Annotated in this window: 27 protein-coding genes and 1 other annotated feature; of the genes, 3 read left to right on the top strand and 24 right to left on the bottom strand. The window is 38.1% G+C overall.

Annotation, left to right across the window (positions count from 1 at the left end):
- Positions 1-48 precede the first annotated feature (48 nt).
- Entirely contained in the window at positions 49-309 is a 261-nt protein-coding gene (locus E2K98_RS12445; protein ID WP_133334526.1) for a DUF2624 domain-containing protein, read from the top strand.
- Between the two features lie 39 nt (positions 310-348).
- Here E2K98_RS12445 and E2K98_RS12440 read toward each other — a convergent pair whose 3' ends face one another.
- Positions 349-1,242: a deoxyribonuclease IV gene (locus E2K98_RS12440; RefSeq protein WP_133334525.1), complete on the bottom strand. Its 894-nt coding sequence runs from the start codon at positions 1,240-1,242 to the stop codon at positions 349-351.
- A gap of 21 nt (positions 1,243-1,263) precedes the next feature.
- Complete coding sequence (locus E2K98_RS12435) at positions 1,264-2,580, bottom strand: DEAD/DEAH box helicase (protein ID WP_133334524.1); 1,317 nt, start codon at positions 2,578-2,580, stop codon at positions 1,264-1,266.
- A gap of 258 nt (positions 2,581-2,838) precedes the next feature.
- Here E2K98_RS12435 and vrrA point away from each other — a divergent pair, with 258 nt between their 5' ends.
- Positions 2,839-3,582 carry a VrrA/YqfQ family protein gene (gene vrrA, locus E2K98_RS12430; RefSeq protein WP_133334523.1) on the top strand — a complete coding sequence of 248 codons (744 nt, stop codon included), beginning with the start codon at positions 2,839-2,841 and terminating at the stop codon, positions 3,580-3,582.
- Positions 3,583-3,765: 183 nt separating this feature from the next.
- On the top strand, positions 3,766-4,707 hold the full coding sequence (locus E2K98_RS12425; RefSeq protein ID WP_133334522.1) for a 4-hydroxy-3-methylbut-2-enyl diphosphate reductase: 942 nt from the start codon (positions 3,766-3,768) through the stop codon (positions 4,705-4,707).
- Positions 4,708-4,770: 63 nt separating this feature from the next.
- On the opposite strand, the gene E2K98_RS12420 is transcribed toward E2K98_RS12425, so the two are convergent.
- The 22 genes from E2K98_RS12420 to E2K98_RS30920 form a co-directional block, all read right to left on the bottom strand.
- Positions 4,771-5,886 (bottom strand): Nif3-like dinuclear metal center hexameric protein, encoded by a 1,116-nt coding sequence (locus tag E2K98_RS12420; protein WP_133334521.1) that lies wholly within the window; start codon positions 5,884-5,886, stop codon positions 4,771-4,773.
- The gene (locus E2K98_RS12415; protein ID WP_133334520.1) at positions 5,864-6,595 is read right to left on the bottom strand and encodes a tRNA (adenine(22)-N(1))-methyltransferase; all 732 of its coding nucleotides are present in this window, start codon (positions 6,593-6,595) and stop codon (positions 5,864-5,866) included. The genes E2K98_RS12420 and E2K98_RS12415 overlap by 23 nt, the downstream gene beginning before the upstream one ends.
- A gap of 186 nt (positions 6,596-6,781) precedes the next feature.
- Positions 6,782-7,150, bottom strand: a complete 369-nt coding sequence (cccA, locus tag E2K98_RS12410; protein WP_026572426.1) for a cytochrome c550 — start codon at positions 7,148-7,150, stop codon at positions 6,782-6,784.
- Positions 7,151-7,677: 527 nt separating this feature from the next.
- The gene (rpoD, locus tag E2K98_RS12405) at positions 7,678-8,805 is read right to left on the bottom strand and encodes an RNA polymerase sigma factor RpoD (protein ID WP_026572424.1); all 1,128 of its coding nucleotides are present in this window, start codon (positions 8,803-8,805) and stop codon (positions 7,678-7,680) included.
- Positions 8,806-8,847: 42 nt separating this feature from the next.
- Positions 8,848-10,656 (bottom strand): DNA primase, encoded by a 1,809-nt coding sequence (gene dnaG / locus E2K98_RS12400; protein ID WP_133334519.1) that lies wholly within the window; start codon positions 10,654-10,656, stop codon positions 8,848-8,850.
- Positions 10,657-11,242: 586 nt separating this feature from the next.
- On the bottom strand, positions 11,243-12,052 hold the full coding sequence (locus E2K98_RS12395; RefSeq protein WP_133334518.1) for a pyruvate, water dikinase regulatory protein: 810 nt from the start codon (positions 12,050-12,052) through the stop codon (positions 11,243-11,245).
- Positions 12,053-12,086: 34 nt separating this feature from the next.
- Entirely contained in the window at positions 12,087-12,716 is a 630-nt protein-coding gene (locus tag E2K98_RS12390) for a helix-turn-helix transcriptional regulator (RefSeq protein WP_035423590.1), read from the bottom strand.
- Between the two features lie 125 nt (positions 12,717-12,841).
- On the bottom strand, positions 12,842-14,224 hold the full coding sequence (locus E2K98_RS12385) for a glycine--tRNA ligase (protein WP_133334517.1): 1,383 nt from the start codon (positions 14,222-14,224) through the stop codon (positions 12,842-12,844).
- 252 nt (positions 14,225-14,476) lie between these two features.
- Positions 14,477-14,664: a binding site (T-box leader), on the bottom strand.
- 51 nt (positions 14,665-14,715) lie between these two features.
- Entirely contained in the window at positions 14,716-15,468 is a 753-nt protein-coding gene (gene recO / locus E2K98_RS12380; protein ID WP_133334516.1) for a DNA repair protein RecO, read from the bottom strand.
- Positions 15,469-15,501: 33 nt separating this feature from the next.
- A complete protein-coding gene (locus E2K98_RS12375; RefSeq protein WP_081810619.1) occupies positions 15,502-15,645 on the bottom strand; it encodes a YqzL family protein in 144 nt (47 codons plus the stop codon).
- A 158-nt stretch (positions 15,646-15,803) separates the two neighbouring features.
- The gene (gene era, locus E2K98_RS12370; protein ID WP_133334515.1) at positions 15,804-16,727 is read right to left on the bottom strand and encodes a GTPase Era; all 924 of its coding nucleotides are present in this window, start codon (positions 16,725-16,727) and stop codon (positions 15,804-15,806) included.
- Positions 16,717-17,118, bottom strand: coding sequence for a cytidine deaminase (locus E2K98_RS12365; protein ID WP_026572417.1), 402 nt, complete (start codon positions 17,116-17,118; stop codon positions 16,717-16,719). The genes era and E2K98_RS12365 overlap by 11 nt, the downstream gene beginning before the upstream one ends.
- 175 nt (positions 17,119-17,293) lie before the next feature.
- Positions 17,294-17,683 (bottom strand): diacylglycerol kinase family protein, encoded by a 390-nt coding sequence (locus tag E2K98_RS12360; protein ID WP_133334514.1) that lies wholly within the window; start codon positions 17,681-17,683, stop codon positions 17,294-17,296.
- A complete protein-coding gene (gene ybeY, locus E2K98_RS12355) occupies positions 17,661-18,131 on the bottom strand; it encodes an rRNA maturation RNase YbeY (RefSeq protein WP_133334513.1) in 471 nt (156 codons plus the stop codon). The genes E2K98_RS12360 and ybeY overlap by 23 nt, the downstream gene beginning before the upstream one ends.
- Positions 18,128-20,290, bottom strand: coding sequence for an HD family phosphohydrolase (locus E2K98_RS12350; protein ID WP_133334512.1), 2,163 nt, complete (start codon positions 20,288-20,290; stop codon positions 18,128-18,130). The genes ybeY and E2K98_RS12350 overlap by 4 nt, the downstream gene beginning before the upstream one ends.
- A 263-nt stretch (positions 20,291-20,553) precedes the next feature.
- A complete protein-coding gene (locus tag E2K98_RS12345; protein ID WP_133334511.1) occupies positions 20,554-21,522 on the bottom strand; it encodes a PhoH family protein in 969 nt (322 codons plus the stop codon).
- On the bottom strand, positions 21,519-22,712 hold the full coding sequence (gene yqfD, locus E2K98_RS12340) for a sporulation protein YqfD (RefSeq protein ID WP_133334510.1): 1,194 nt from the start codon (positions 22,710-22,712) through the stop codon (positions 21,519-21,521). The genes E2K98_RS12345 and yqfD overlap by 4 nt, the downstream gene beginning before the upstream one ends.
- Positions 22,709-23,011 carry a sporulation protein YqfC gene (gene yqfC / locus E2K98_RS12335; RefSeq protein ID WP_026572411.1) on the bottom strand — a complete coding sequence of 101 codons (303 nt, stop codon included), beginning with the start codon at positions 23,009-23,011 and terminating at the stop codon, positions 22,709-22,711. Before yqfC ends, yqfD begins: the two co-directional genes overlap by 4 nt.
- A gap of 88 nt (positions 23,012-23,099) precedes the next feature.
- The gene (locus tag E2K98_RS12330) at positions 23,100-23,540 is read right to left on the bottom strand and encodes a hypothetical protein (RefSeq protein WP_133334509.1); all 441 of its coding nucleotides are present in this window, start codon (positions 23,538-23,540) and stop codon (positions 23,100-23,102) included.
- A 42-nt stretch (positions 23,541-23,582) separates the two neighbouring features.
- Positions 23,583-24,569, bottom strand: coding sequence for a flotillin-like protein FloA (gene floA, locus E2K98_RS12325; RefSeq protein WP_165976251.1), 987 nt, complete (start codon positions 24,567-24,569; stop codon positions 23,583-23,585).
- Positions 24,570-24,587: 18 nt separating this feature from the next.
- Complete coding sequence (locus tag E2K98_RS12320) at positions 24,588-25,223, bottom strand: NfeD family protein (protein WP_133334508.1); 636 nt, start codon at positions 25,221-25,223, stop codon at positions 24,588-24,590.
- A 16-nt stretch (positions 25,224-25,239) separates the two neighbouring features.
- Positions 25,240-25,431 (bottom strand): hypothetical protein, encoded by a 192-nt coding sequence (locus E2K98_RS30920; RefSeq protein ID WP_165976250.1) that lies wholly within the window; start codon positions 25,429-25,431, stop codon positions 25,240-25,242.
- Positions 25,432-25,501: the final 70 nt, after the last annotated feature.

The raw sequence follows: 25,501 nt of genomic DNA, 5'->3' as shown, positions 1-25,501 counted from the left end.
TCACATTCTTCCTCCTTTTTCATACATTAGCACAGAGGAGTGATGAAGGTGAGGATATTTGAAAACATCATTAATCATAAAATTAATACCATTACTGCCGAAGAATTATTAAAGTATGCCATGCAATTTAATATTTCGGTAAACCGAACCCAAGCGAAAAAAATCGCTGAATACTTACGAGGAAAAAATATTAATATTTTTGATGACCGTGAACGCGCTGCATTAGTAAAAGAAATAGCCAAAGCCGCCGGACCGGAAACAGCACGTGAAGTAAATAAACTATTTATGCAATTAACAAAAGCTAATTAGGATTCAAAAAAGCTGTGCAAAGTCGCACAGCTTTTTTGATTATGATTGCATGATTTCATCAAGTAGATTGTCATTGAACTTCTGTTCAAGAAGCATAGCAATTTCAAATTTATAAGGAGCCTTTTTATTATTTTTATCCTCGCCGACAAATGGAGTTTCTAAAATTTTAGGAATGTCCGTAAGCTGCGGATGGTGAATAATATAGTTCAGGGCAGTAAAACCAATATGCCCAAATCCAATATTTTCATGACGGTCCTTTCTCATTCCGACAGCATTCTTACTATCATTAATATGCAGAACCTTTAAGCGGTCAATTCCAATTATTTTATCAAATTCATTTAATACACCATCAAAATCTTCGACAATATTATAGCCGGCATCGTGGGTATGGCAGGTATCAAAACAAACTGAAAGCTTATCACTATAGGTAACTCCATCGATTATCATCGCAAGTTCCTCAAAGGATTTCCCGCATTCCGAGCCTTTCCCCGCCATTGTTTCCAATGCTATTTGCAAATTTTCTTTTCCAGTTAAGACTTCATTTAATCCTTCAATAATTTTTTTAATACCTGCTTCTGTTCCCTCACCGACATGTGCACCGGGATGGAGAACAATTTGCTTTGCTCCGAGTGCTTCTGTCCGCTCAATTTCTGACCGAAGGAATCTTACACCTAATTCAAAGGTATCCGGATTTGTTGTATTCCCAATATTAATAATATAGGGGGCATGAACAACAATTTCAGAAATCCCGTTCTCTTCCATATGTCTTCTTCCGGCTTCGATGTTCAAATCCTCAATCTTTTTTCTTCGTGTGTTTTGTGGAGCGCCGGTATAAATCATGAACGTATTTGCACCATATGATACAGCTTCTTCACTTGCAGCCAGAAGCATGTTCTTGCCGCTCATGGAAACGTGAGATCCAATTTTCAACATTTGTCCCTCTCCATTCACTCGTTATTTTTTTCTCTGGTTTAATTTTCGCTGCCGTTTTTTAATTTTATCCATTTCCCATTGCATTTTCTTTTTATAGCCCGGTTTAACCTTTTGCGGTTTTTTAATCATTGACTTAGCAATTTTATCCGCCTCGTCTTCTTGCTTAACCCTTGTTTTACGCCTATTTCGGTCCTCTATCTCAACAAATTCTTCATTTTTAAGATCTACATATTTAAATTGGATCCCCATTTTTTCTAAACGGTTAAGGGCATCTTCATCGGAAAGATCGTAGATGGTAAGAGCAATCCCCGAATTTCCGGCTCTTGCCGTTCTCCCTACCCGATGAACATAAAAATCTAAATCCGTCGGCAATTCATAGTTAATGACGTGGCTGACCCCTTCAATATCAATTCCTCTTGCAGCCAAATCGGTGGCAACAATATATTGGAATTCAAGGTCTTGAATTTGTTTCATCATTTTCTTACGTTCACGCGGATTTAAATCCCCATGGACTCTACCAACCTTTAACCCTTTTTCAATTAAAAAACCAGCGACTTCTTCCGCCATTTTTTTGGTATTCGTAAAAACAATAGCCAAATAAGGATTGTAAGCTAGTAATGCATCATGAACCAATTGTTTTTTATTTCGATGTCTTGATGGTAAAAGAATATGCTCTAAATTAACTGCTGCCCTTTGTTTTGAATCAATTTGGATAATTTTTGGGTTTTCCATATATTTTTTAAGAAACGGTTTCAGCTTTTCGGGAATGGTTGCAGAAAAAACTAACATTTGTAATTTTTCCGGCATTTTCGCCGCAACTTGATCCAAATCTTCAATAAATCCCATATCGAGCATCATATCTGCTTCATCGACAACGAGAGTATCCGCAGTATGCACAAATAAGGCTTGCTCTGTCATAAGATCCTTAATTCTTCCAGGTGTCCCTACCACAATATGAGGCTGCACCTTTAATTTATCAATTGTCCGCTGCTTGTCCGTTCCACCAATATAACATCTAGTCATGATCGCTTGTTCTGCGCTGCAATGTTCTGTCATTTTTAAAATTTGATGATAAATTTGCGAGGCTAGTTCCCTTGTTGGGGCGGTAATGACTGCTTGAACCTGCTGAACCTCCGGTTTAATTTTTTCAAGAATAGGCAAAACAAAAGCATGTGTTTTACCTGTTCCGGTTTGTGATTGCCCAATGGCGCTTTCTGATTTTAAAACCAGTGGAATCATCTTTTCTTGAATTTCAGTTGGCTGATAAAAACCTTGTTGATTTAGTGCTTCTATGATAAAAGGTTGAAATTTAAAACGATCAAATTGATTTTCCTTCATTTAATTGCTCCTCATTAAATTAATCTGTTTTAGGAATGGTTTTCTTGCATTTACAAGAGTTTCCGCTTTTCGTCCATCATGCAATTATAGTAAATAATCATCCAAAACTCCAGTAATCTTTTTTCTATTTACATCATTTACCTTTTATCACATTTTAAATCAGAAAAATTCCTGTTGTCCTGTGCATTAGACCTAAACCAAAATTGGTTATATGCATATTTTAAAGCATGAAGACGTTTTTTGGGGGGAGGTATAGAGATGCAACCAGGACCTATGAACGGAATGCAAGGGGGAATGGGCCCCCGAATGATGGGACCAGGATCAAGTCCATTTGGCGGAGGCGGACCAATGATGAACCCGTTTGCCGGCAGAAGCCCAATGGGCGGACCAGGTGCAAGTATGTTTGGCGGCAGAAATCCGATGGCTGGACCAGGCACTAATATGTTCGGCGGCGGAAACCCTATGATGGGCGGGGCCGGACAAATGGGAAGAGGTGGAGGCGGAGGACTGCTTTCAAGGATTTTAGGAAGAGGCAATCCAGCAGGCGGAATGAATGGACTTGGAGCTATACAGGGCGCCGGTAGAGCAGCTTCCGGTGGTGGAGGTCTACTGCAGTCCTTAAGTAATCCAGGTAGTATTAACGGCTTATTAAATAACACCCAGCAAGTGTTAAAAACGGCGCAAACCATTGGCCCGATGATCCAGCAGTATGGCCCGCTCGTCAAAAATTTGCCGGCTATGTGGAAATTATACAGGGGTTTAAAAAATGCACCTGACCACACGGAAGAATCAGCAAAAGTTGACGAAAGCACAGACAAGGATGAATCGAGTTCAAAAACTACCTCTAACACTACTAAAGAAGGTAAAAAACGGACTCAGCCAAAAAAACAGCACACAACGAGGAAACATTCCAGCAGTCAAAAATCAGAATCAAGAAAACGCCCAGACCACCAGGAAACAAAGCGTCAGAAAGGAACTTCAGTTCCTAAACTCTATATTTAAACCAGGAATGCTGGGAACAGCATTCTTTTTATTTTTATTGTCGAAAAAAGGACAGTGAAGCCACGTCCTTATTGGCGTTAATAAAAATAAAGGAAAAATGTATCTTTGTTTTATTTCTATTAGTTTTATATAATAAATACATAGATTGTGAATTTCATGTTCTTTTTGGGAGGACTTACTTATATGGAAATAATAAAAATATCACCACGCGGTTATTGTTATGGCGTTGTCGATGCCATGGTCATCGCTAGAAATGCCGCATTAGATAAAACATTACCACGTCCGATTTATATTCTCGGAATGCTCGTTCATAATAAGCATGTCACAGATGCTTTTGCCGAGGAAGGGATTATTACCCTTGACGGAGAAAATCGCAAGGACATCCTTGATAAAGTGGAATCAGGTACCGTAATTTTTACAGCCCACGGTATTTCTCCAGAGGTTCGTCAGATTGCTAAAGAAAAAGGGCTTGTTACGATTGATGCTACATGCCCGGACGTAACAAGGACCCATGATTTAATACATGAAAAAGCTAGTCAGGGTTACCAAACAATCTATATTGGAAAAAAAGGACATCCAGAACCAGAAGGTGCTGTTGGCGTTGCTCCGGGATTTGTCCACTTAGTTCAGACTCCTGAGGATGTAGAAGCATTAAACATCGATAGTAACAAACTGATCGTTACAAATCAAACTACGATGAGCCAATGGGATGTCGCAGATACAATGAAGAAGGTTCAGGAAAAGTATCCGCATGTAGAGGTCCATAATGAAATTTGTCATGCTACACAAATCCGTCAAGAGGCGGTGGCTGGTCAAGCAACTGAAGCGGACGTGACAATTGTTGTTGGCGATCCAAAAAGTAATAATTCAAATCGTCTTGCACAGGTTTCAGAGGAAATTGCCGGAACAAAAGCATATCGTATTGCGAATATCGAAGAGCTGGAAATTGAATGGATTAAGGACGCTAAAACAGTGGCTGTAACAGCCGGTGCTTCCACACCAACACCAATCACCAAAGAAGTAATTAGTTTTCTTGAACAATTTGACCCAAATAATGAAGCCACATGGGAACGAAGAAAAAACGTCCCATTGAACAAGATTCTTCCTAAAGTGAAAAAAAGTTAACAAAAACCGGTCATGGACCGGTTTTCGCTTTATATAAATTATCGGTTTCCATGAACTTTACTCTTAAACAAAAGTAAATGGATCAGTATTGATTTCAGAAGGAAATATCTCTACTTGGTAGCCGGATTCTTCACACATTTTTTGAAGTACGGCGGTAACTCCTTTTTTCATTACCTTTTCAACATTATGACCTGGGTCAATCATATTCAATCCCAACATCATTGCATCATGTGCTGTGTGATAATAAATATCCCCGGTAACATAGACATCTGCTCCGCTAAACTTTGCCTGTGTAAAATATTTATTTCCGTCGCCGCCCAACACAGCAACCTTTTTAATCTTAGCGGTTAAATCACCAACCACTCTTACCTGATCTACCTCAAGAGCGTTTTTTACTTTCTCGGTAAATTCCCTTAATGTCATCTCTTGAACTGTTCCAATTCTGCCCAATCCAAGTACTTCACCTGTATTTTCAACCGGATAGACATCATAGGCAACCTCTTCATATGGATGGGCTTTAATCATCCCCGAAATGGCTTTTTTAAGCAACGGCTCCGGAATAATGGTTTCAATCCGTACCTCCACTGCTTCTTCTAATTGTCCGGGTACTCCCAAGTATGGTTTTGTATCTTCACCAGGTAAAAACCTTCCTGTACCATCTGTTGAAAAGGAACAATGGCTATAATTTCCGATAAAGCCTGCACCTGCATTTCCAAGTGCCTTTCTAACTTGCTCCTCATGGCTTTTCGGTACAAAAACAACCATTTTCTTTAATGGGGTTTCATAAGTAGGGACAAGGACTTTTGAATTTTCCAAGCCAAGAGCTGCTGCAAGTAAATCATTAACCCCCCCCTTAGCCACATCAAGATTGGTATGAGCTGCATAAACAGCAATATCATGTTTTAACAGTTTTTCAATCATTCTTCCCTGAGTTGTATCTGTAAGCAGATTTTTTAGCGGCCGAAAAATAGGAGGATGATGAGCAATAATGAGCTGAACATTTTTTTCAATCGCTTCGTCAATGACTTCTTCCAGAACATCAAGGGCAATCATAATTCGGTCTATTTTTTTGTTGAGCCTGCCAATCTGCAGACCAATTTTATCGCCCTCCATTGCTAAACCTTTTGGAGAAAATCGTTCAAATAATTGGATAATTTCATGACCGTTCGCTATCTTCATCCCCTAGCGCCTCCTCTACCATTTTAATTTTCTCTAAAAGTTCCTGTTTTTTCAGCTCAGTTTCTTCGGTAGTTGCCGCCCCTTCAAGCTGGGAATAAATTCTTTTCCAATTTTCCATTTCCAAATGCCATTTCTTTTTAAATGCTTCATCTTTTTTATTTAATAAAAAGGGACCTACTAAAAGCCCAAGTTCTAATTGGGTGTTTTTATATGGTTTAAAAGTGTCGCCATTTTCAGCTACCAAAACCTCGTATATTTTTCCATCTTCCTCTAGAATTTCTTCCGCAATAAGCTCCCATTGGTGCTCGATAAGCCATTTTCGTATGGAAGCAGCACTTATATTCGGTTGTAAAATAAGCCGCCTAACGGTCTGTAGCTTCTCTTTCCCATTTTCTAATATATTTGCAATCAGGGCTCCGCCCATCCCCGCAATGGTTATGCAATCGACTTCACCAACCTCGATGACTTCTAAGCCGTTACCGAAACGAACCGAAACAATCTCCGACAGACCCTCTGATTGTACATTTCCGACGGCGGATTTAAATGGTCCCTCCACCACTTCACCAGCTATAGCGAATAAAATTGCTTCGTTTTTTGCAAGGAAGCAAGGTAAATAGGCATGATCTGAGCCGATATCGGCAAGCCTTGCTCCATTTGGAACATATTTTGCAACCGTCGCCAAACGGTTAGATAATTTATCTGTGTTCAAAAATCTTCACCACACCTTTTAGAATTCCATCTTATAAATAATCTGAATAAGACATTCTACTTCGAGAATTGTCCAGCTCTAGGCGCCATTGTCTCGATTGTCGCTTAAAGCTAAGCACCTATCCGCTTTTCTAAGTATAAAAAAAGTCCTTTACAGATGCAAAGGACTTTCTTTAAATTACATTTTTTATTTAATCTTTGATACCCACTCTGCCATTGCTTCAGCTTGTTCTTGTGGAACTAAGTTTGGCGGCATGTTGCCTTTACCTTTTGTGATGATGTGAATAATCTCATCCTTAGATATCTTACTGCCGATACCTTTTAATGAAGGACCTACCACACCTTGGTATTGATCACCATGGCAGCCAATACATGTTTGTTTATAAATGTCTTCAGGTTTAGAAGCGACCGTTTCTGTCTTTTCGGCGCCTTTACCTCCATTTTTATCCTTCGCAACCTCTTTCATATCGCCGAGGCCTTTAAAGGATAATAAGAATGTTAATCCGATTCCAAAAACAAAGATCAAAATGTAAGGAATAACCGGATTTCGCTTCATGCTATAACCTCCCTTATGTAAGTACTGCTGTTAAATAATAGAACGTCTACAAACAACTACTATTTTACTTGAAAATTGACAGAAGGAAAAGTCCTAATCTTACTTTGTCCAATATTCTTTATAAAAAAGATAAAAGAGACCGAAATTTTATCCCCACTCAGCCTCTTTCTATTTTTCCCTATTTTCTTTTTAACAACCAATTTTTCTGGTAATTTTAATCCACTTTAAGGAATCTTTTATAAGCGCTTTCTAATTATATTACGCAAGGACTTTTTTTCCAATATTTAAAAATTTTATACAAATATTATTATATAGGTATACGTGAAATTAGAAGTGTAAACCTACTCTTCGTTCGCAAAAACCCAAATAATTCCTTTTCCAGAAAAACATTTAACTCATTTAAGGCAAAAAAGTATTTTGGCGTCTATTTGCAAAATGAAAGACAATTCAGTAAAATAAAAAACAAAAGTCTTTTAAGTAAAAAAAATAGTTTACTTCAATAAAGAAGTAAACTATTTAGAGGGGTTTTATTCTAAAAAGTCTTTAAGACGCTTACTGCGGCTAGGATGTCGCAATTTACGCAATGCTTTTGCTTCAATTTGGCGGATACGTTCTCTAGTTACACCGAAAACCTTACCTACCTCTTCTAGAGTACGGGTACGTCCATCATCTAAGCCGAAACGCAAACGAAGAACATTTTCTTCGCGGTCGGTTAATGTATCTAAAACGTCCTCTAGCTGCTCTTTAAGCAATTCATATGCTGCATGCTCAGAAGGAGAGGTTGCGTCCTGATCCTCGATAAAATCGCCAAGATGCGAATCGTCTTCCTCTCCAATTGGAGTTTCGAGGGAAACGGGTTCCTGCGCAATTTTAAGGATTTCTCTTACCTTATCAGGAGTTAAATCCATATCCTCACCAATTTCTTCAGGAGTTGGTTCGCGGCCAAGATCCTGTAGTAATTGTCGCTGAACTCGAATTAATTTATTAATGGTTTCAACCATGTGAACCGGAATACGGATTGTACGAGCTTGGTCGGCAATCGCGCGTGTAATAGCCTGACGAATCCACCAAGTGGCATACGTACTAAACTTAAAGCCTTTGCGATAGTCAAATTTTTCTACCGCTTTAATAAGACCCATATTTCCTTCTTGAATTAAATCAAGGAATAGCATTCCACGGCCAACATAACGTTTGGCAATACTAACAACAAGTCGCAGGTTTGCTTCTGCAAGACGTCGTTTCGCTTCTTCATCACCTTGTTCAATCCGGTTTGCCAAGGAAATTTCCTCTTCAGCTGAAAGTAAATCAACTCGGCCAATTTCCTTCAAGTACATACGGACAGGGTCATTAATCTTAACTCCAGGAGGCACGCTAAGATCATTTAAATCAAATTCATCATCATCTTCTTTTGCTAATTGATTAGCATTTGGGTCTTCCTCGTCACTTTCTCCGACTAATTCTATTCCTTGATCACCTAGGAATTCATAAAATTCATCCATTTGATCAGATTCCAGATCAAAATTAGCCATTTTTTCAGCAATATCATCGTAGGCAAGGACACCAATTTTTTTTCCCAGCTCGGTAATCTGGTCTTTTACTTGTTCAAGGGTTAATTCATTTTCAACCTCTTTTGAACGGGCAGATTTTTCAGCCATATGTCCCCCTCCTTCCAGAAATCAAAGACACTATAATGAGTACTAAAGTGATTTTCGTAATTGAATAATTTCCATTGCAATTGCAGCTGCCTTCTTGTAATCCTTATTTCGATCAGCTTCTCTTTCTTCAAGTTCTTTTTCTTTTATCTTTAACATTTTTTGATAATTCAACACCTGTTTGATATAATCATTTAATTCTTGGCTGCTTAATTCATCATTAATGGACATCATTTCAATGTTTGCAACCAAACTTCTGAGATTATCATCTTGGATATAGGATAAAAAAGCACTTGAGTCAGGCTGGAGATGTTCTTCATAAAATCCAAACAGATAGGTTATTATTGCCTGATGTTCATCCACATTAAACGTTTGCCCCTGCAATAATTCCTGTACCTTGTAGGCAACATCTCTATTTTTAAGCATATGGGCAATTAAGTACCGTTCTGCATTGATGTGTGCAGGTTTTAAATCATTCACTTTCACCGGCTTAATAATTGTTTTATTAAGCGGTACATTGGTCGCATTTGATTTCTTTTTTTCTGCAAAAAAGATTTGTTTTTGCTGTTGCTTTAAAGCATCGAGCGATAACGAAAATTCAGCCGCAAGCTGTCTTAGGTAATGATCCCTTTCAACAGCCATTTGTAATTTACTTATTTCCTTAATTATTTCTTCGATATAGGTTAGCCTATCTCCTTCAAGCTGAAGATTTTTTCCTCTTCGAAAATAAAGGAACTTAAAAGACATCCAGGTTAAGCTTGCGCTTATTACTTCATTGCGGAACTTTTCAGGGCCAAATTTATTAATATATTCATCTGGGTCTTTGTTTTCGGGCATCATTGCTACTTTAAGCTGAAGACCCGTATCGCCAAGCAATCTCCCTGCACGATAGGCCGCTTCAATTCCAGCCTTATCGGAATCGTAGCAAATCAAAACAGATTGAACATTTTGCCTTAACAAGGATATATGCTCCTCTGTCAGCGCCGTACCCATGGTAGCAATCCCATTTTCAACTTCGGCCCGGTCTGCAGCAATAACATCTGCAAAGCCTTCAAATAAAACAGCCTGCTGAGCTTTTTTCATACTTGGCCTTGCCAAATGAAAATTATATAAAATTTTACTCTTATTAAAGATTGCTGTTTCGGGACTATTTAAATATTTGGGCTCGTCAGCCCCTAGAGATCTCCCTGAAAAAGCAATCGTTTTACCATTTCGATCAAAAATTGGAAACATGACACGATCCCTAAATCTGTCGAAATAGGTTCCGTCCTTTTCACGCTTGATAATCAAACCGGCTTTCTCCATCCATTCCGGTGGAAAATCTCTTTTTGTAAGAAATTTATAAACAAAATCCCAAGAATTTAAAGAATAGCCTATTTGAAACTTATCAATCGATTCCCTGGTAAAGCCTCTTTTAAGCAAATATTCTAATGCATGCTGACCCTCTTTTGTGTTTACAAGCAAGTGATGATAAAATTTACGTAAAAGTTCATGAGCATCTTGCATGGATTGAAGATCTTTTGAAATTCGTTTCTCTTTTCCATCATGGGAGAAATTCACTTGAAGCTCAATATTCGCCTTTTCTGCCAACTTCACAGCAGCTTCCTGAAAAGAAATACCTTCAAGCTCCATTAAAAATGTAAAAGCATTTCCGCCCGCGCCACATCCAAAGCAATGAAAAATTTGTTTATCGGATGAAACGGAAAATGATGGGGTATTTTCTCCATGGAATGGGCATAATCCAAAATAATTTCTACCCTGTTTTTTAAGTTGAACATAATCACTGATTACTTCAACAATATCAACAGCCTGACGAATTTGGTCTATTTTTTCATCTGCAATTCGGTCAGCCATGAAAAACAACTCCATTTGTTCAAACAATTATTCTACAAAGAATAATTAAATTCCTGCAATTTTCGACATTTTTTTCTTAATGCATGATAAATTTTGCCCGGTCTTGTGAACTAAAAGGTTTTGTCCTTTCCCAAATCAGCGGTTTCTATCCTAGAATCAACATATTTCCAAACTGAGTATGTAGAAACCTTTATTCTATGATGAGTCATAGGAAGTGACAAAAAGAACTTTATCAGAAAAACCAGAAGCAATTTCGACAAATTCCTCTTTTACTGGGCAAGAGTCGCATCGACAAAAATAGTCGGACTGCCGTTAATAGTAGTAATAATTCTACATCAACCCACATATTCCTTCTTTAGCCGGTAACTTTTATAAAAGGAATTATGTCGAATTTTTTTTAGGAGAGTTTCCTTGACATCTAACAATAAATAGTTTATTCGTTCACATGCAAGTCTAAACCTAAAAGATTCATTTTTATCACAATTTTTTATTATAGTATATTCATTTTGATTTTACCATCATTTTATTTTCTTTTTTTCAAGCCAATTGTTTACAGAAAAAACACATAATCAAAAGAGATTATGTGTCACCGTCTATTTTTATGAAAATAATTTAAAATGACATTCGCGGTTTCTTCTACTGCCTTATTGGTTACATCAATTACCGGACAGCTGATTTTCTGTACAACTTGATCAAAGAAAGATAATTCTTCCTTAATCCGCTCAATGTTCGCATAGCTGGCGCTATCATTTAACCCTAAGGCAATCAAGCGTTCTCTTCTGATATTATTCAATTTTTCAGGGCTGATTTTTAGTCCAAAGCATTTCTCGGCGGGAACCTTATATAATTCTTCAGGAGGGTCTACTTCCGGTACTAAAGGAACATTGGCAACCTTTAACCGTTTATGAGCAAGATACTGCGATAAAGGCGTTTTTGAAGTTCTTGATACCCCAATTAACACGATATCCGCCTTGAGAATTCCGCGCGGGTCCCTTCCATCATCGTACTTTACAGCAAATTCAATAGCCTCAACCTTTTTAAAATAATCTTCATCTAGTTTTCTTACTAACCCTGGTTCACATAAAGGTGTTTTCCCGCTAAAAACCTGAATTTGATCCATCAATGGACCCATTAAATCAACCGTATGGATTCCCGATTCATTTGCCTTTTCCATCATATATGTACGCATTTCAGGTTTTACCAACGTGAAGGCAATCATCGCTTGATCCATTAATACCAGCGAAATCACTTCATCAATATGTTCCTTATCTTCAACATAGGGATATCTTTTTAAAACCATCCCTGATCCATTAAATTGGCTAATTGCTGCTTTGGTTACCAATTCAGCTGTTTCCCCCACTGAATCAGATACAACGTAAATAATCGGTATATTCATTCCCCTTAAACAGCTCCTCTGCAAATTCTTTACCTTATTCATTCCCAAGAGCAACAAAAGCTTTTGCAATATTTGTTTTCGTAACTCTGCCAATTACTTCGAAACCTTTGTCAGTCTTTCTTACCACCGGTAAAGCGTCAATTTGTTTATCAATTAATTTTTGGGCAATATCAATTAATAGGTCCTCTTTTTCACACATTGTAATATTGGGCATTCTTGTCATGATGATGTTAACGGGTATGGATGTCAGCTCTTGCTTTCCTATACTCGCTCGCAATAAATCCTTTCGGGACAAAACCCCTACCAAAAGGGTGTTTTGGTCCACCACAAATAATGTACCTACATCCTCAAGGAACATAGTACAAATCGCATCATATACTGAAACATTCTCATTCACTACAACGGGAATAGACTGATAATCCTTTACTAAAAAATTTTTCAAGTTTTCCGTTAAAAGCTGAGTTCCAGATTTGCCTGTATAAAAATAGCCAACGCGAGGCCGTGCGTCTAAATACCCGGCCATCGTAAGAATCGCTAAGTCTGGTCTAAGTGTGGCCCTTGTCAGATTTAATTGTTCAGCAATATGTTCTCCCGTTATCGGACCATTATCCTGAACAATTTGTAAAATGTGCTCTTGCCTTTTTGTCAGTTCGATTTTCCTCACCGCCTTACTCGCTCATGAATATAGCGACAATTAATCTTCTTTAGCAATATTATATACGATTTTTATCTTAAGTTAAAAAGATAACATTTCAAAAAGGTGCGGAATCCCGCACCTTTTTAAATTTCTTAAAACACCATCTTTTCTTGTAAAAAGCTTACAAGTTCAGCAATTGGAATACGTGTTTGTTCCATAGTATCCCGATCTCTTACTGTAACCATCTGATCTTCTTTTGAGTCAAAGTCATAGGTAATGCAGTAAGGCGTACCAATTTCATCATGGCGACGATACCTTTTACCAATTGAACCTGCTTCGTCATAATCCACAGTAAAATATTTAGATAATGTGCCAAACACTTCTTTTGCTTCTTCAGAAAGTTTTTTCGATAACGGAAGAACTGCAGCCTTGATTGGAGCTAAAGCAGGATGGAAATGCATCACTGTACGTGATGTTCCATCTTCAAGCTGTTCCTCATCGTAAGCATCAATAAGGAATGCAAGGGTTACACGGTCCGCTCCCAATGAAGGCTCAATACAAAACGGAATATATCTTTCATTTGTTTCCGGATCAATATAATTAAAGTCTTCACCGGAAAATTGCATATGTTGTTTCAAATCATAATCAGTTCTTGAAGCTACGCCCCATAGTTCTCCCCAGCCAAACGGGAATTTATATTCAAAATCAGTGGTTGCATTACTATAATGTGAAAGTTCATCTTCCGAATGATCGCGAAGACGCAAGTTTTCTCTAGTTAAACCTAATGAATGCAGCCATTTTTCAGCAAATCCCTTCCAATAATTAAACCACTCCAACTCTTCTCCCGGTTTACAGAAGAACTCTAATTCCATTTGTTCAAATTCCCTTGTACGGAAGGTGAAATTACCCGGTGTAATTTCATTACGGAAACTCTTGCCAATTTGCGCAATACCAAATGGAAGTTTCTTCCTCATCGTTCTTTGCACATTTTTAAAGTTAACAAAAATTCCTTGGGCTGTTTCAGGACGAAGGAAAATTTCATTCGTACTTGTTTCGGTTACCCCTTGGAAAGTTTTAAACATTAAATTAAATTGACGGATGCCAGTGAAATCGTGGCTTCCACAGTCAGGACAGGCAATGTTATGCTCTTTAATGAGCTCTTCCATTTTATCAAAAGATAGACCGTCTACAATCATCTCAATACCCTTTTCTTCAAGAGCATTTTCAATTAATTTATCGGCGCGGTGTCTAGCTTTACAATTCTTACAGTCAATCATTGGGTCATTAAAATTACCGATATGGCCGGAAGCTTCCCATGTTCTAGGGTTCATTAAAATACTTGCATCTAAACCTACGTTATAGGGAGATTCCTGTACAAATTTTTTCCACCAAGCTTGTTTAATATTGTTTTTAAATTCAACACCTAATGGGCCGTAATCCCATGTATTTGCAAGTCCTCCGTAAATTTCAGATCCCGGAAAAATAAAGCCTCTATGTTTAGCGTGGGATACAATTTGGTCCATTGTTACACTCATTTTTTTCGTCTCCTTTTTTAATAAAATGGCTGTGTTATACTGGTTGTTGATTTACACTCCAGGATGCTCTCTTTCCGCGGGGCGGGCGGTGAGCATCCTCGGCGCTAAAAGCGCCTGTGGGGTCTCACCTGTCCCGCTGCTCCCGCTGGAGTCTCGCACCTTCCGCTCCAATCAACTTTGTTTAAAAATCATCATTGTTCTTTAACAAAGCCAATAAAATAAAAAACTCCCGTCTCTATGCTCTTGAATAAGCATAGGGACGAGAGTTAACCCGCGGTTCCACCCTATTTGCTGAAAGTAAAGTCAGCCTCTTTAAATGTGCATTTCAGCACATGATTGCTCAGGAACGCCCTTCCTTGGAGTTCTATAACCTAGCTTCCACCATCCTAGGTTCGCTTTTATAGAAGTTTCTAAGTACTCTTTTCCATCATGGCAATTATTTATTTTAAAGAAAATATTACCTAAAACAAGGTAAAAAGTCAACACAACAATCATAAAAGATTTCGAAATTGATCCATAGAACTTAAAAACTTTTTTGTTTTTAAATGAAGTCCGGAATATTCATCATAATATGTTGAAATGACCTTTTTTAACTCCGCTTTTGTTTCTGGTTTTACTGAAATATTGCCTAACCTTGATAAGTCGAAATAATAAAATAAGCGCAGTAATTTTACTGTAGCCTGTGAAATTTTTAAATGATAGGGATCTTTTTCCAAGCAACGATGGCAGATTAACCCGCCTTCTCGAATAGAAAAAGAAAAATGCCCGTCTGTACTGCCACAAACGGAACATTGATTTAATGTTGGATACAATCCCAATACATTTAACATTTTCATCTCATAAATATTCATTAGAACATCAGGGTCGTAACCTTCATTTAAATAATTTAATGTTTGAAATAACAATTCAAAATGATAAGGATTTGGCTTTCGGTCCTCTGTACATTTATCCGTTAATTCAACAATATAACTCGCATATGCGGTTAAAAATATATCTTCACCAATTGAACGCATTGAAGTAACCAACTCGCCCTGCTGTAAACTCCCTAGGCCAGTACCCTTTTGGATAAGAAAATATCCATGTGTAAAAAGCTGGGTAATGGAGGATAGCCGGCTGTTAGGCTTTTTTGCTCCTCGAGCCATAACGCCAACCTTCCCCCATTCCCTGGTATATATGGTTACAATTTTATTTGTTTCACTGTAATCAGTCGTTCTAATGATGATGCCTTCACATTTCTGAAGCATGATATCACCATCCAATGGATGCGAAAGACGTGCTTATGAAATGGGAAAATCAAGTTCCGCTAGATCTTCATTCTGATTTCCGGGTATTTCTTGGTTTTCCTTCTCAAGCTCTTTAAAGAGAAGATATGTGTCAATATTACCTGTTTGGGTAAATACTTTCCACGTAAAATCCATCATCGAAAACCCCACCTTTCATTATTTAGACTAGCCTTAAATATCCCAAACCTTACACTTATCATAGCCTGCCTTTGCCAAAATCATAAGACGAAAAATTTGTTAATGTTGTCCATGCATAATTTGATTGAAAGGATAATATTTTAGTTAGGGTGATTCGTTCAATATTCATCTTCATTAAAGCCAAAATCGCGAAGCTGGGACATTTTATTCCGCCAATCTTTTTGGACTTTTACCCATAACTCTAAAAACACCTTTGACCCAAGGAGATTTTCAATATCCACACGGGCACGTTTACCAATTTCCTTGAGCATACTGCCTTGTTTTCCAATAATAATCCCTTTTTGCGAGTCTCTTTCAACTATAACGGTCGCCATTACATTAATAATATCTTTCCCCGCTGGACGTTCAATTTTATCAAGAACGACTGCGATGGAATGAGGGATTTCTTCTCTTGTTAAATGAAGCGCTTTCTCTCTTATCAACTCTGTAATAATAAACCTTTCCGGATGGTCAGTTACTTGATCCGCTGGATAATATTGCGGTCCTTCCGGCAAATATGTCTTTATTTGATCTAAAAGACGCTCGACATTGTTTCCTTCAAGGGCTGAGATTGGAACAATCTCTTTAAACGGATATTTTTCTTTATAAGACTCAATAATCGGCAATAGATCATCAGGGTGAATTTGATCAATTTTATTAATCACAAGAAAAATCGGTGTGTTGACAGTTTGGAATTTTTCAAGAATAAATTCCTCGCCACGGCCAAATCCTTCTTCTGCATTTACCATAAATAAAACTAAATCCACTTCTTTTAGTGTATTTTGAGCAACCTTCATCATAAAGTCGCCTAATTTGTGTTTTGGTTTATGAATTCCAGGTGTATCGATAAAAACCATCTGGGTATCATCGAGTGTGAGCACACCTTGAATTTTATTTCGAGTCGTTTGCGGTTTGTCACTCATAATGGCAATTTTTTGACCAATAACTCGATTTAGAAATGTTGATTTCCCTACATTTGGCCTTCCTATGATGGAAATAAACCCTGATTTATAGCCTTTGTTTTCGTTCCAATTATTCAGCATGCAGATCCTCCTGTGAAAAAGCACCAGGAAGTAAGTCTTCCACTGTAATTTCTAAAGTATCACCTTTTAGATTCGTTAATACGACTTTCATGTCCCTAGGGCATAGCTCAGAAATAACTTGGCGGCATGCACCACAAGGAGAGCAAGGACGGTCGGTATCTGCAACAACTGCCAGCAGTTGAAAATCACGATCTCCTAACGCATAGGCACTAAAAAGGGCCGTTCGTTCAGCGCAATTACACATGCTATATGCAGCGTTTTCGATATTACAGCCATGATAAACTTTTCCATCAGTTGTCAGCAGTGCAGCACCAACACCAAATTTTGAATAAGGAACATAGGCTTTTTCTCTTGCTTTTTTTGCTTCTTCAATTAGTTGCTGAATGTTCACAAATCTTCTTCCTTTCAAGCAGGAAATTTCTGCTTACTTTATTTTACCTCATTTTCCAAATAAAATCATTACTTGTAGCAAAAACGTAATAAAAAAATTTAGAATTTTCCCAAAAGTCAATTATTTGTAAACAACTTCACAATTTCCAATATTTTTTAAGAATGGTTGAAAAAGTTTACGAAAATAACTCTCGGATATATGGAAAAAATACAATGATTCCAATGATAACCGAAAAAATGGCGTAAAGGAAGACAGCACCCGCAGCAAGGTCCTTAGCTTGTTTGGCAAGCGGGTGATATTCCTCCGTCACAAGGTCAACAACACGCTCAATTGCTGAATTGATTAGCTCTAAGGCAAACATGCCGCTAATTGCTAAAATGATAAACAGCCACTCCATTCTTGTTATCGAAAAGAAAAATGATCCTCCGATTACAAGGAAAGAAAAAAGGAGATGAATCCGCATATTTCTTTCAGCTATTATAGCTGTCCTAATCCCTTCTATTGCATAGGCAAAGGAACGTAGTAATGGAATCGTCTTACCCTTACCTCGTGAGTCCATATTCATCTAAAATTTCCTTTTGCAGCGTAAACATTTCCTTTTCATCTTCCTCCGTCATATGATCATAGCCTAATAAATGCAAAAATCCATGAACGGAGAGGAAACCAAGCTCCCGTAAAAAAGAATGCCCATATTCCTCGGCTTGTTCCTTCGCTTTTGGAATCGAGATGATAATATCACCCAAAACGCGCGGCATTTCCATACCTGCTAATTCAATTTCCCCTTCCCCAGGCTCCTCCATTGCAAAGGATATGACATCTGTTGGGGAATCTTTATGGCGATATTCACGATTTATTTCTTGTATCCTGTCATTCAAAACAAATGTTAGAGAAACTTCGCTTCCATCTTCAATCTTCTGTTTATCAGCAGCAAAGGTTAACAGATTTTCAATCTCTTTGATTTGTTCATCAGACAATTCATTCGTTTCATCTAAAAAATCAATCACTAAATTCATGCTTGCTTCACCTTCTTAGTCATTTCTGGATACTCAATTCTCGAGTGAAAAATCCCCTTCAATGTTTCACATAGAGTATGGGTTACCGCTTCAAGTTCTTTTAAAGTTAAATCACATTCATTTAACTGCCCATCCTGGAGACGATCCGCGACAATTTTTTTAACAAGGGATTCGATTAATAGCGGAGTAGGCTGTGTAAGAGAGCGGACAGCGGCCTCGACACTATCGGCGATTCCAACGACAGCCGATTCCTTTGTTTGTGCTTTTGGACCAGGATAGCGAAAATCCTCTTCCTTAGGTTCCTCTTCATTTTGCAGTGCCTTATGGTAAAAGAACTTTAGTAAAGAGGTTCCATGATGTTGTTCTGCAATATCGATAATTTCTTTTGGCATATGATATTTCTTTAATTCATTGGCCCCATCCGTCACATGGGCAATAATGATATTCGCACTTTTTTCCGGCGGCAGTTTGTCATGCGGGTTTTCAAGATGCATTTGATTTTCAATAAAAAAGTTTGGCCTCCGTGTTTTCCCAATATCATGATAATAACTACCGACCCGTGCTAACAAACCATTTGCCCCAATCGCTTCACAGGCTGATTCTGAAAGGTTAGCAACCATGACACTATGATGATAAGTACCTGGTGCTTCCATTAATATTTTTCTTAAAAGCGGATGATTCGGATTTGATAATTCTATCAGCTTCATGGTTGTAAGAATCCCAAAACTAGCTTCAAATAAAGGAAGCAAACCAATGGTTAAAACAGCAGAGGCAATGCCTGAAACGAGTGCAGTTAAAAAGTAATACCCATATTCCAGACCAGAAAATTGGCCATTTGGAAGGAACATTAACGCCCAAATCGTTATAAGATTGACACCTGCTGTAATCGAACCGGCCTGTAATATTTTTGACCTCTGGTTATGGGAACTTAAGAACAAAATCCCTGCAAGTGAACTAAAAAGAATATAAATTCCTTCTGAAAAATTCAGGGTTCCAGTTACACCTTCATTGAAGACAATACTGCCGCAAACCGCCATAATGATCGATGTTAGAATCGCAAGCTTTTCATCAATTAAAATCTTAATCAGCATCCCGCCCATTGCTGCCGGGAATAAATAGCCAATCCCTGAATAATTAAAGATTTGCAGCATGCTAATGACCTTTAAAATAAAGATGGACAGGACAAAAATAATCCCAAACAAAAGCAGATTTGTCTGACGTTTTTCCTGCTGGGTTTTTGTTTGATAAAAATAATAGTTAACAGCTAAAAGAATAATGGTAATCAGAATAAATAATCCCAGGAATGGTTTATAGGATTTTTCATTATCTAATAAACCGACAAGCTTTAACTGCCGATAAATTTCCTGATTAATTAATTCCCCTTCCTCCACGATAATTTGCCCTTGAAGGATTTTCACAGATTCCACACCTTCTGCAGCCTGCTTTCTTAAATCCTCCGTTGCCACTGGATCGTAAAATTCATTCTGCACAACTGCATATCTGCCGAGTTCTATGGCTGCACTTTTAAGGTCATCATTCAATGTCGAATATTTTAATTCCTCTTCCACCCTTTTTTTGGCATTCTCCACATCATTCGTAGAAATTCTTTTCGTCATAACATTATTAATCGCGGTAACGGTTAGATCCTTGGTGATAGAGAGTTCATCTTTATCAGCCTGTACAAGTGCAGTAAAAACAGAATCAGGTAAATCCTTTGTAACATTTTCAGTTAAATTATCTTTTAACTTCGATACCTTTTCAGATACACTAGGCTCCTCGTCATGAGTGGTTTTTACGTCATTCTCTTTTTTTGTGCTCTTACTTTCCTCATCATTAATTTCTGAAGCCGTATCAAAAATGGAAGTAATTAAATCCACTCTGTTTTGCGTATATTCCTTCTTTAGAGTATAGACATCCTGAACTTGGTCTACAGCTTCTTGCCTCTTAATTTCTGTACTTTTCTTATCCTCAATGGTCGCAGGCGAGCGTATAGTTTTTTCAGCAACAGAAAACAAACTTAAGTCCAATTTTTCAGGTTTTACATTACTGTACATTGAAGCATATAAAGCTAATCCTAAAACAAGAAAAAATAATACACGAAAAAACGTATAATCTAACAGCTTACGTATTCGAATAAAATGTTGCTGCATTTTTTCCATCTTTATCCTCCCTAAAAGACCCAAATGCAAGGTTCCTTCACCATTATTATGGGTTTTTAAAACCATAAAAATCAAATCGTTATGTACGTTTCATTTTAATCGGATAAAAATTTATCAATAACTAGCTGTTTTTCTTGATGCAAGCTTTATGTAAAATGATAACAGTTTTTAAGATAAGTTTCATCTGCAAAATAGAATGGATTAATCATTATAACAAAATAAAAAAAAGGGATAAACCCATTTTTTAAGGTCTATCCCCATTTTTAATGTTTTACTGTTTTCTTTTCATACGCTTCAATGATCCTGCCTACCAATGGATGACGGACAACATCACTTTGTTCTAAGAAAATAAATGAAATGCCCTTAACATTTAATAAAATTTCCTCTGCAACAATTAAACCCGATTTAACCCCTTTTGGAAGGTCAACCTGTGTTTGATCTCCTGTAATAACCATTTTCGAACCAAATCCGAGACGGGTTATAAACATTTTCATTTGGGCATTCGTTGTATTTTGGGCTTCATCTAAAATAACGAATGCATCTTCTAATGTCCGTCCCCTCATATATGCAAGCGGGGCGATTTCAATTGTACCACGCTCTATCAGCCTACCGGTATGCTCTGCTCCCAAAACATCATGAAGCGCATCATACAGCGGCCTTAAATACGGATCAACTTTTTCCTTTAAATCACCGGGTAAAAATCCTAAGCTTTCACCCGCTTCAACAGCAGGCCTGGTTAAAATAATTTTATTTACTTGACCATTTTTTAGCGCGTTGACAGCCATGACAACCGCTAGGTAGGTTTTACCGGTACCTGCCGGACCAATTCCAAACACAAGGTCATTCTTCTTGATTGCTGTTACATACTGCATTTGACCAATTGTTTTAATCCGAATAGATTTTCCTTTTACTGTCCTGGCAATTTCTTCATCATAAATATTGACGAAGTACTCTAGTGTTCCTTTTTCAGCCATTCGAAGGGCATAAAGAACATCCCTTTGGTTAATGTTTATTCCTTTACGAATTAATACAACTAGTTTGTCAAGAACCTGTCCCGCAAGAATAACCTTTTCTTCATCCCCGGATAAGCTAACAGATTCCCCTCTAGTGACGACTGAAACATTTAACTCTTGTTCGATAATTTTAATATTAGCATCTGCATTTCCTAAAAGCGCAATCGCCTCATTTGGATTTTCCAGCTGCATATTGATTGTTTTTAGGTTTACTGTCATTCATGTATCTCCTTGGTTATTGGTTGTCCGATTGCTATATTTTCGATTATCTTAAAATGGATATCTAGTATAACTTTACCATTCTTAATTGACTTGTGTAAAATTTTTTCATCCTTAATAATAGCATCTTCATCTAAATGACTTTTTATTTCTTTTTTAGCCATCTCAAGTGCAATTTGTTCAGCTTGTTTTACAGTATAACTTCTTTTAATTTCTTCACGTTCACGGAGAGTTTTGTTAACAAAGGAAACAGGCAATTCCCATTTTAAAAAGTGAATTTTGTGTTCATTCGTTTCTGTTTCATATTCCTTAAATTCCGGTTTTCCAAACCCCCATACAGGAATTTCAAAATTTCCTACCTTTACAAAATGTTTCTCCTTTTCCTTACCGTTGAATACAGTAAAATTGGTTTCAAAGGGGAGTTCTACGTGACTTTTATACCACGTCTCTCCCCATACCTCTCCTTTTGCAGCAATCGCTTTTGTTTTGCCTTCCATCCCGATTTCCCCTGAAACCAGTAATTGACCTGGCTCAACATGATCATTGATATTAACGACTTGTTGTCCATCTTCAACATACATTTTAGCAATTATGGCTTTCTTCTTTGCGACTAAATTCCTGGGAGCAAATTTTTTAGGCTTCTTTGGCTCGTTTTTTTCAACCACTTGAAAGTGATAGGTTGTCCCGTTCAACTCCACACCGACCCATGTAAGGTCGTTGATATTGTTTGTCAGCCTTCTTTGAATACCCTCCACGTTATCAACAAAGAACTGTAGTTTGCCAATTTTCACCCCCATCTTGTCCAATTCTTTGCGAATTTTGTGCTCTGTTGCAGGCTTAGCTCCTTTTATTTCAATTCCCCAGATAACATTGGATAACACTAAAATGATAAGTAAGAACAAAGCAGCTCCTGCCAAAAAGCCGCTGTTTTTTAATAATCTTTTAAATAAAAACGGAACACCGCTCCGCTGTAAGAAGCTGATGGAACATTCACTTTTTCGGGCAAACCGTCTTATTTTCAGTGCATCCTGCAGCCTCATTTTAAACGTAATCGTTTCAGTTCCATGCCTTTTAACATTCCAAACGAGCAGGCCATTTCTGCTTAGTACATTTAAGAATCTTTCAATTCCTCTCCCCGTAACTTTTACTGTTACCCTGCCAAATAAAAATTCAATCCACTGGTTTTTCATTTTGTTCCTCCCGGATTTTCAGTTATATAGATGACCTGATCAATTCTTCCTTCCAATAAAATCTCTTCAGGTAAAATGGTTTTAATCACGAAGGACTTACCTTTTATCAAAAGCTGCCCTTGTTTTAAAAGCAGGCGGAGTTCTTTATCAGTAAAGGTCAATAAACCTTTATGGTTCTCGATATAGATATGAATCTGGCCAATCATCGTGATACGGGGTAAATCCATCATGACATCTTGAGGAAGATCCATATTCTTTGTCATCCAATTCCGGACAAGTTGCCCCCATTTTTTTGCCATAAAAAAAGAACCCCCTTTCATCTCATATTTATGAAATGTAAGGAAGTTCTAGCACATCTTTTTCCTTTTCAAAACCAGGTTTATTATTTTAGCGTCTTCTTGAATAAAACGGTCTTTTTGCTCTAGGAGCACCCAAGATCTCTGACCAGATGATTCCATTAATTAGGGTTTGCGCATCAGGACTATCCGAAATTAATTCATTATGATCTTCTTTATCCAATGCTTGGGGCTTCAGATCTTCAACCCTTTGCCTCTCATGCACCCTGCTGACCCCGGTGGTGATAGATTCAGCTTCCTGCTTAATTTGGTCATAGTTGATTTCGATATTCCGCGGAGTGACAGTAGGTTCTTCTATTCTGTTAATAGATTTTACTTGTTTTGGCGTAACTTTTTCCGAAAAAATTTCACGAAATTCATCAAATTGATTAAACGTGAAAGATTTATTCTTTGATGGTGTCCTATTTGCTTTTGCCTTTCCAAAAACAGATGAAAGAACACCGATAATAATTAAAAAAATAATGGTTTCCATGACCGATCCTCCTTAGATTATTCCTTATGGATGGCGGCCGTTTTAGCGATCGTCTTTTTTATCACCCGTTATCTTGCCTATCGATCCTCTCATATCCGTATCCGCTGAGATATTTTTAATATTCATATAGTCCATAACCCCAATATTTCCAGACTTAAGCGCTTCGGCCATAGCAAGCGGTACTTCTGCTTCAGCCTCGACCACCTTGGCCCTCATTTCCTGGACTTTTGCCTTCATTTCCTGTTCTTGGGCTACAGCCATAGCCCGGCGTTCTTCCGCTTTTGCCTGGGCAATTTTCTTATCCGCTTCCGCTTGCTCCATCTGAAGTTCCGCACCAATATTTTTACCAATATCAACATCCGCAATATCAATGGAAAGAATTTCGAAAGCTGTTCCAGCATCTAGTCCTTTAGATAAAACGGTTTGCGAAATGGAATCAGGGTTTTCTAACACTTTACTATGGCTTTCAGAGGAACCAATGGTTGATACAACCCCTTCTCCTACACGAGCCACGACGGTTGCCTCACCTGCCCCCCCGACAAGGCGCTCTATATTGGCCCGAACGGTAATTCTTGCTTTGGCTTTAACTTCAATCCCATTCATTGCAACACCCGCGATAAAGGGGGTCTCAATCACTTTAGGATTGACACTCATTTGAACAGCCTCTAACACATCACGGCCCGCAAGATCGATGGCTGCGCAGCGTTCAAACGATAATTCAATATTTGCCCTGTGTGCGGCAATAAGGGCGTTTACAACCCTGTCAACGTTACCTCCGGCCAGGTAATGGCTTTCAAGCTGATTGGTCGTTACGTTTAACCCCGCTTTGTGAGCCTTTATTAACGGATTAATTACCTTGCTTGGCGTTACCCTTCTAAGTCTCATTCCAACCAGTGTAAAGATGCTTACACGTACACCGGCAGCAAGTGCTGAAATCCAAAGCATCACAGGAACAAAGGATAATAAGATCCCTAAGAAAATGAGTGCGACAATGATAATTGCAATGACAAAAATCGTTCCGCTTGGCATAATGAAACAACCTCCTAATTATTTAATTTCTCTCACAACTATACGTGCTCCCTCAACCTTAATGACCTTTATTTTTGCATTTTGATCAATAAAGCCTCCTTCGCTGACCACATCCACCCGTTCAGTGTTAAAAATGGCAGTACCAGCCGGGCGTAAAATGGTGAGAGCTGTCCCTTCCATGCCCAAAAGATCTGTTCGATTGATATTTGAGACATACCCATCCTCTTTTCTTGCTGAATCAAAGAGTATCATTTTATTAAAGAGAACAAGTTTTTTACCAAAAATTTTGATCATAATAAAAAACATCAAAATCGAAAAAAATAAAGCGATTAATATGGAGATGCCCATTTGCAGGGTGTCTCCACCAGCTAAGAAGAGACTGAAGATAAGCGCTGCCAAACCAAGGGTCCCGGAGATTGCCCCCGGCAGAAATAGTTCTAAAAATATGAGGATGATTCCGGCAACAAAAAGGACAAATGAACCAACCCCAGCAAGTCCGGCGAGATAATGTCCGTAAAAAAATAATAGGAGGGCAAACACACCAATAAACCCAGGTATCCCAAATTTGGGAGAAAAAAGTTCCATGACAATACCAACACCAGCGATGGTTAATAGAACGGTTATGACAATTGGATCCGTAAGAAAAGCAACCAATTAAATCCCCCCTTCTCTATCTATTGCTATATTTACGTTCGACATTGGTTAAAGTTTCACCTTCTTGGATATTTAAAACCAGAATGCATAAATTATTGGCTGTTAAACTTAGTTGTTGATTTCCACTCCAACCACAAGCGGTTCGGGGAACCTCCTCGTCGCTTCGCTCCTGCGGGGTCTCCCCTGTACCCGTACTCCCCCAGGACACTGAATTGCTTCCTTGAATCCGCCCACGCACGAAGAAAATGCGTTAGCATTTTCGAGGAGTCTTCGTGCCT

This window comes from Bacillus salipaludis (genome assembly GCF_004358205.1).
This window is presented reverse-complemented; position numbering and strand designations above follow the sequence as displayed.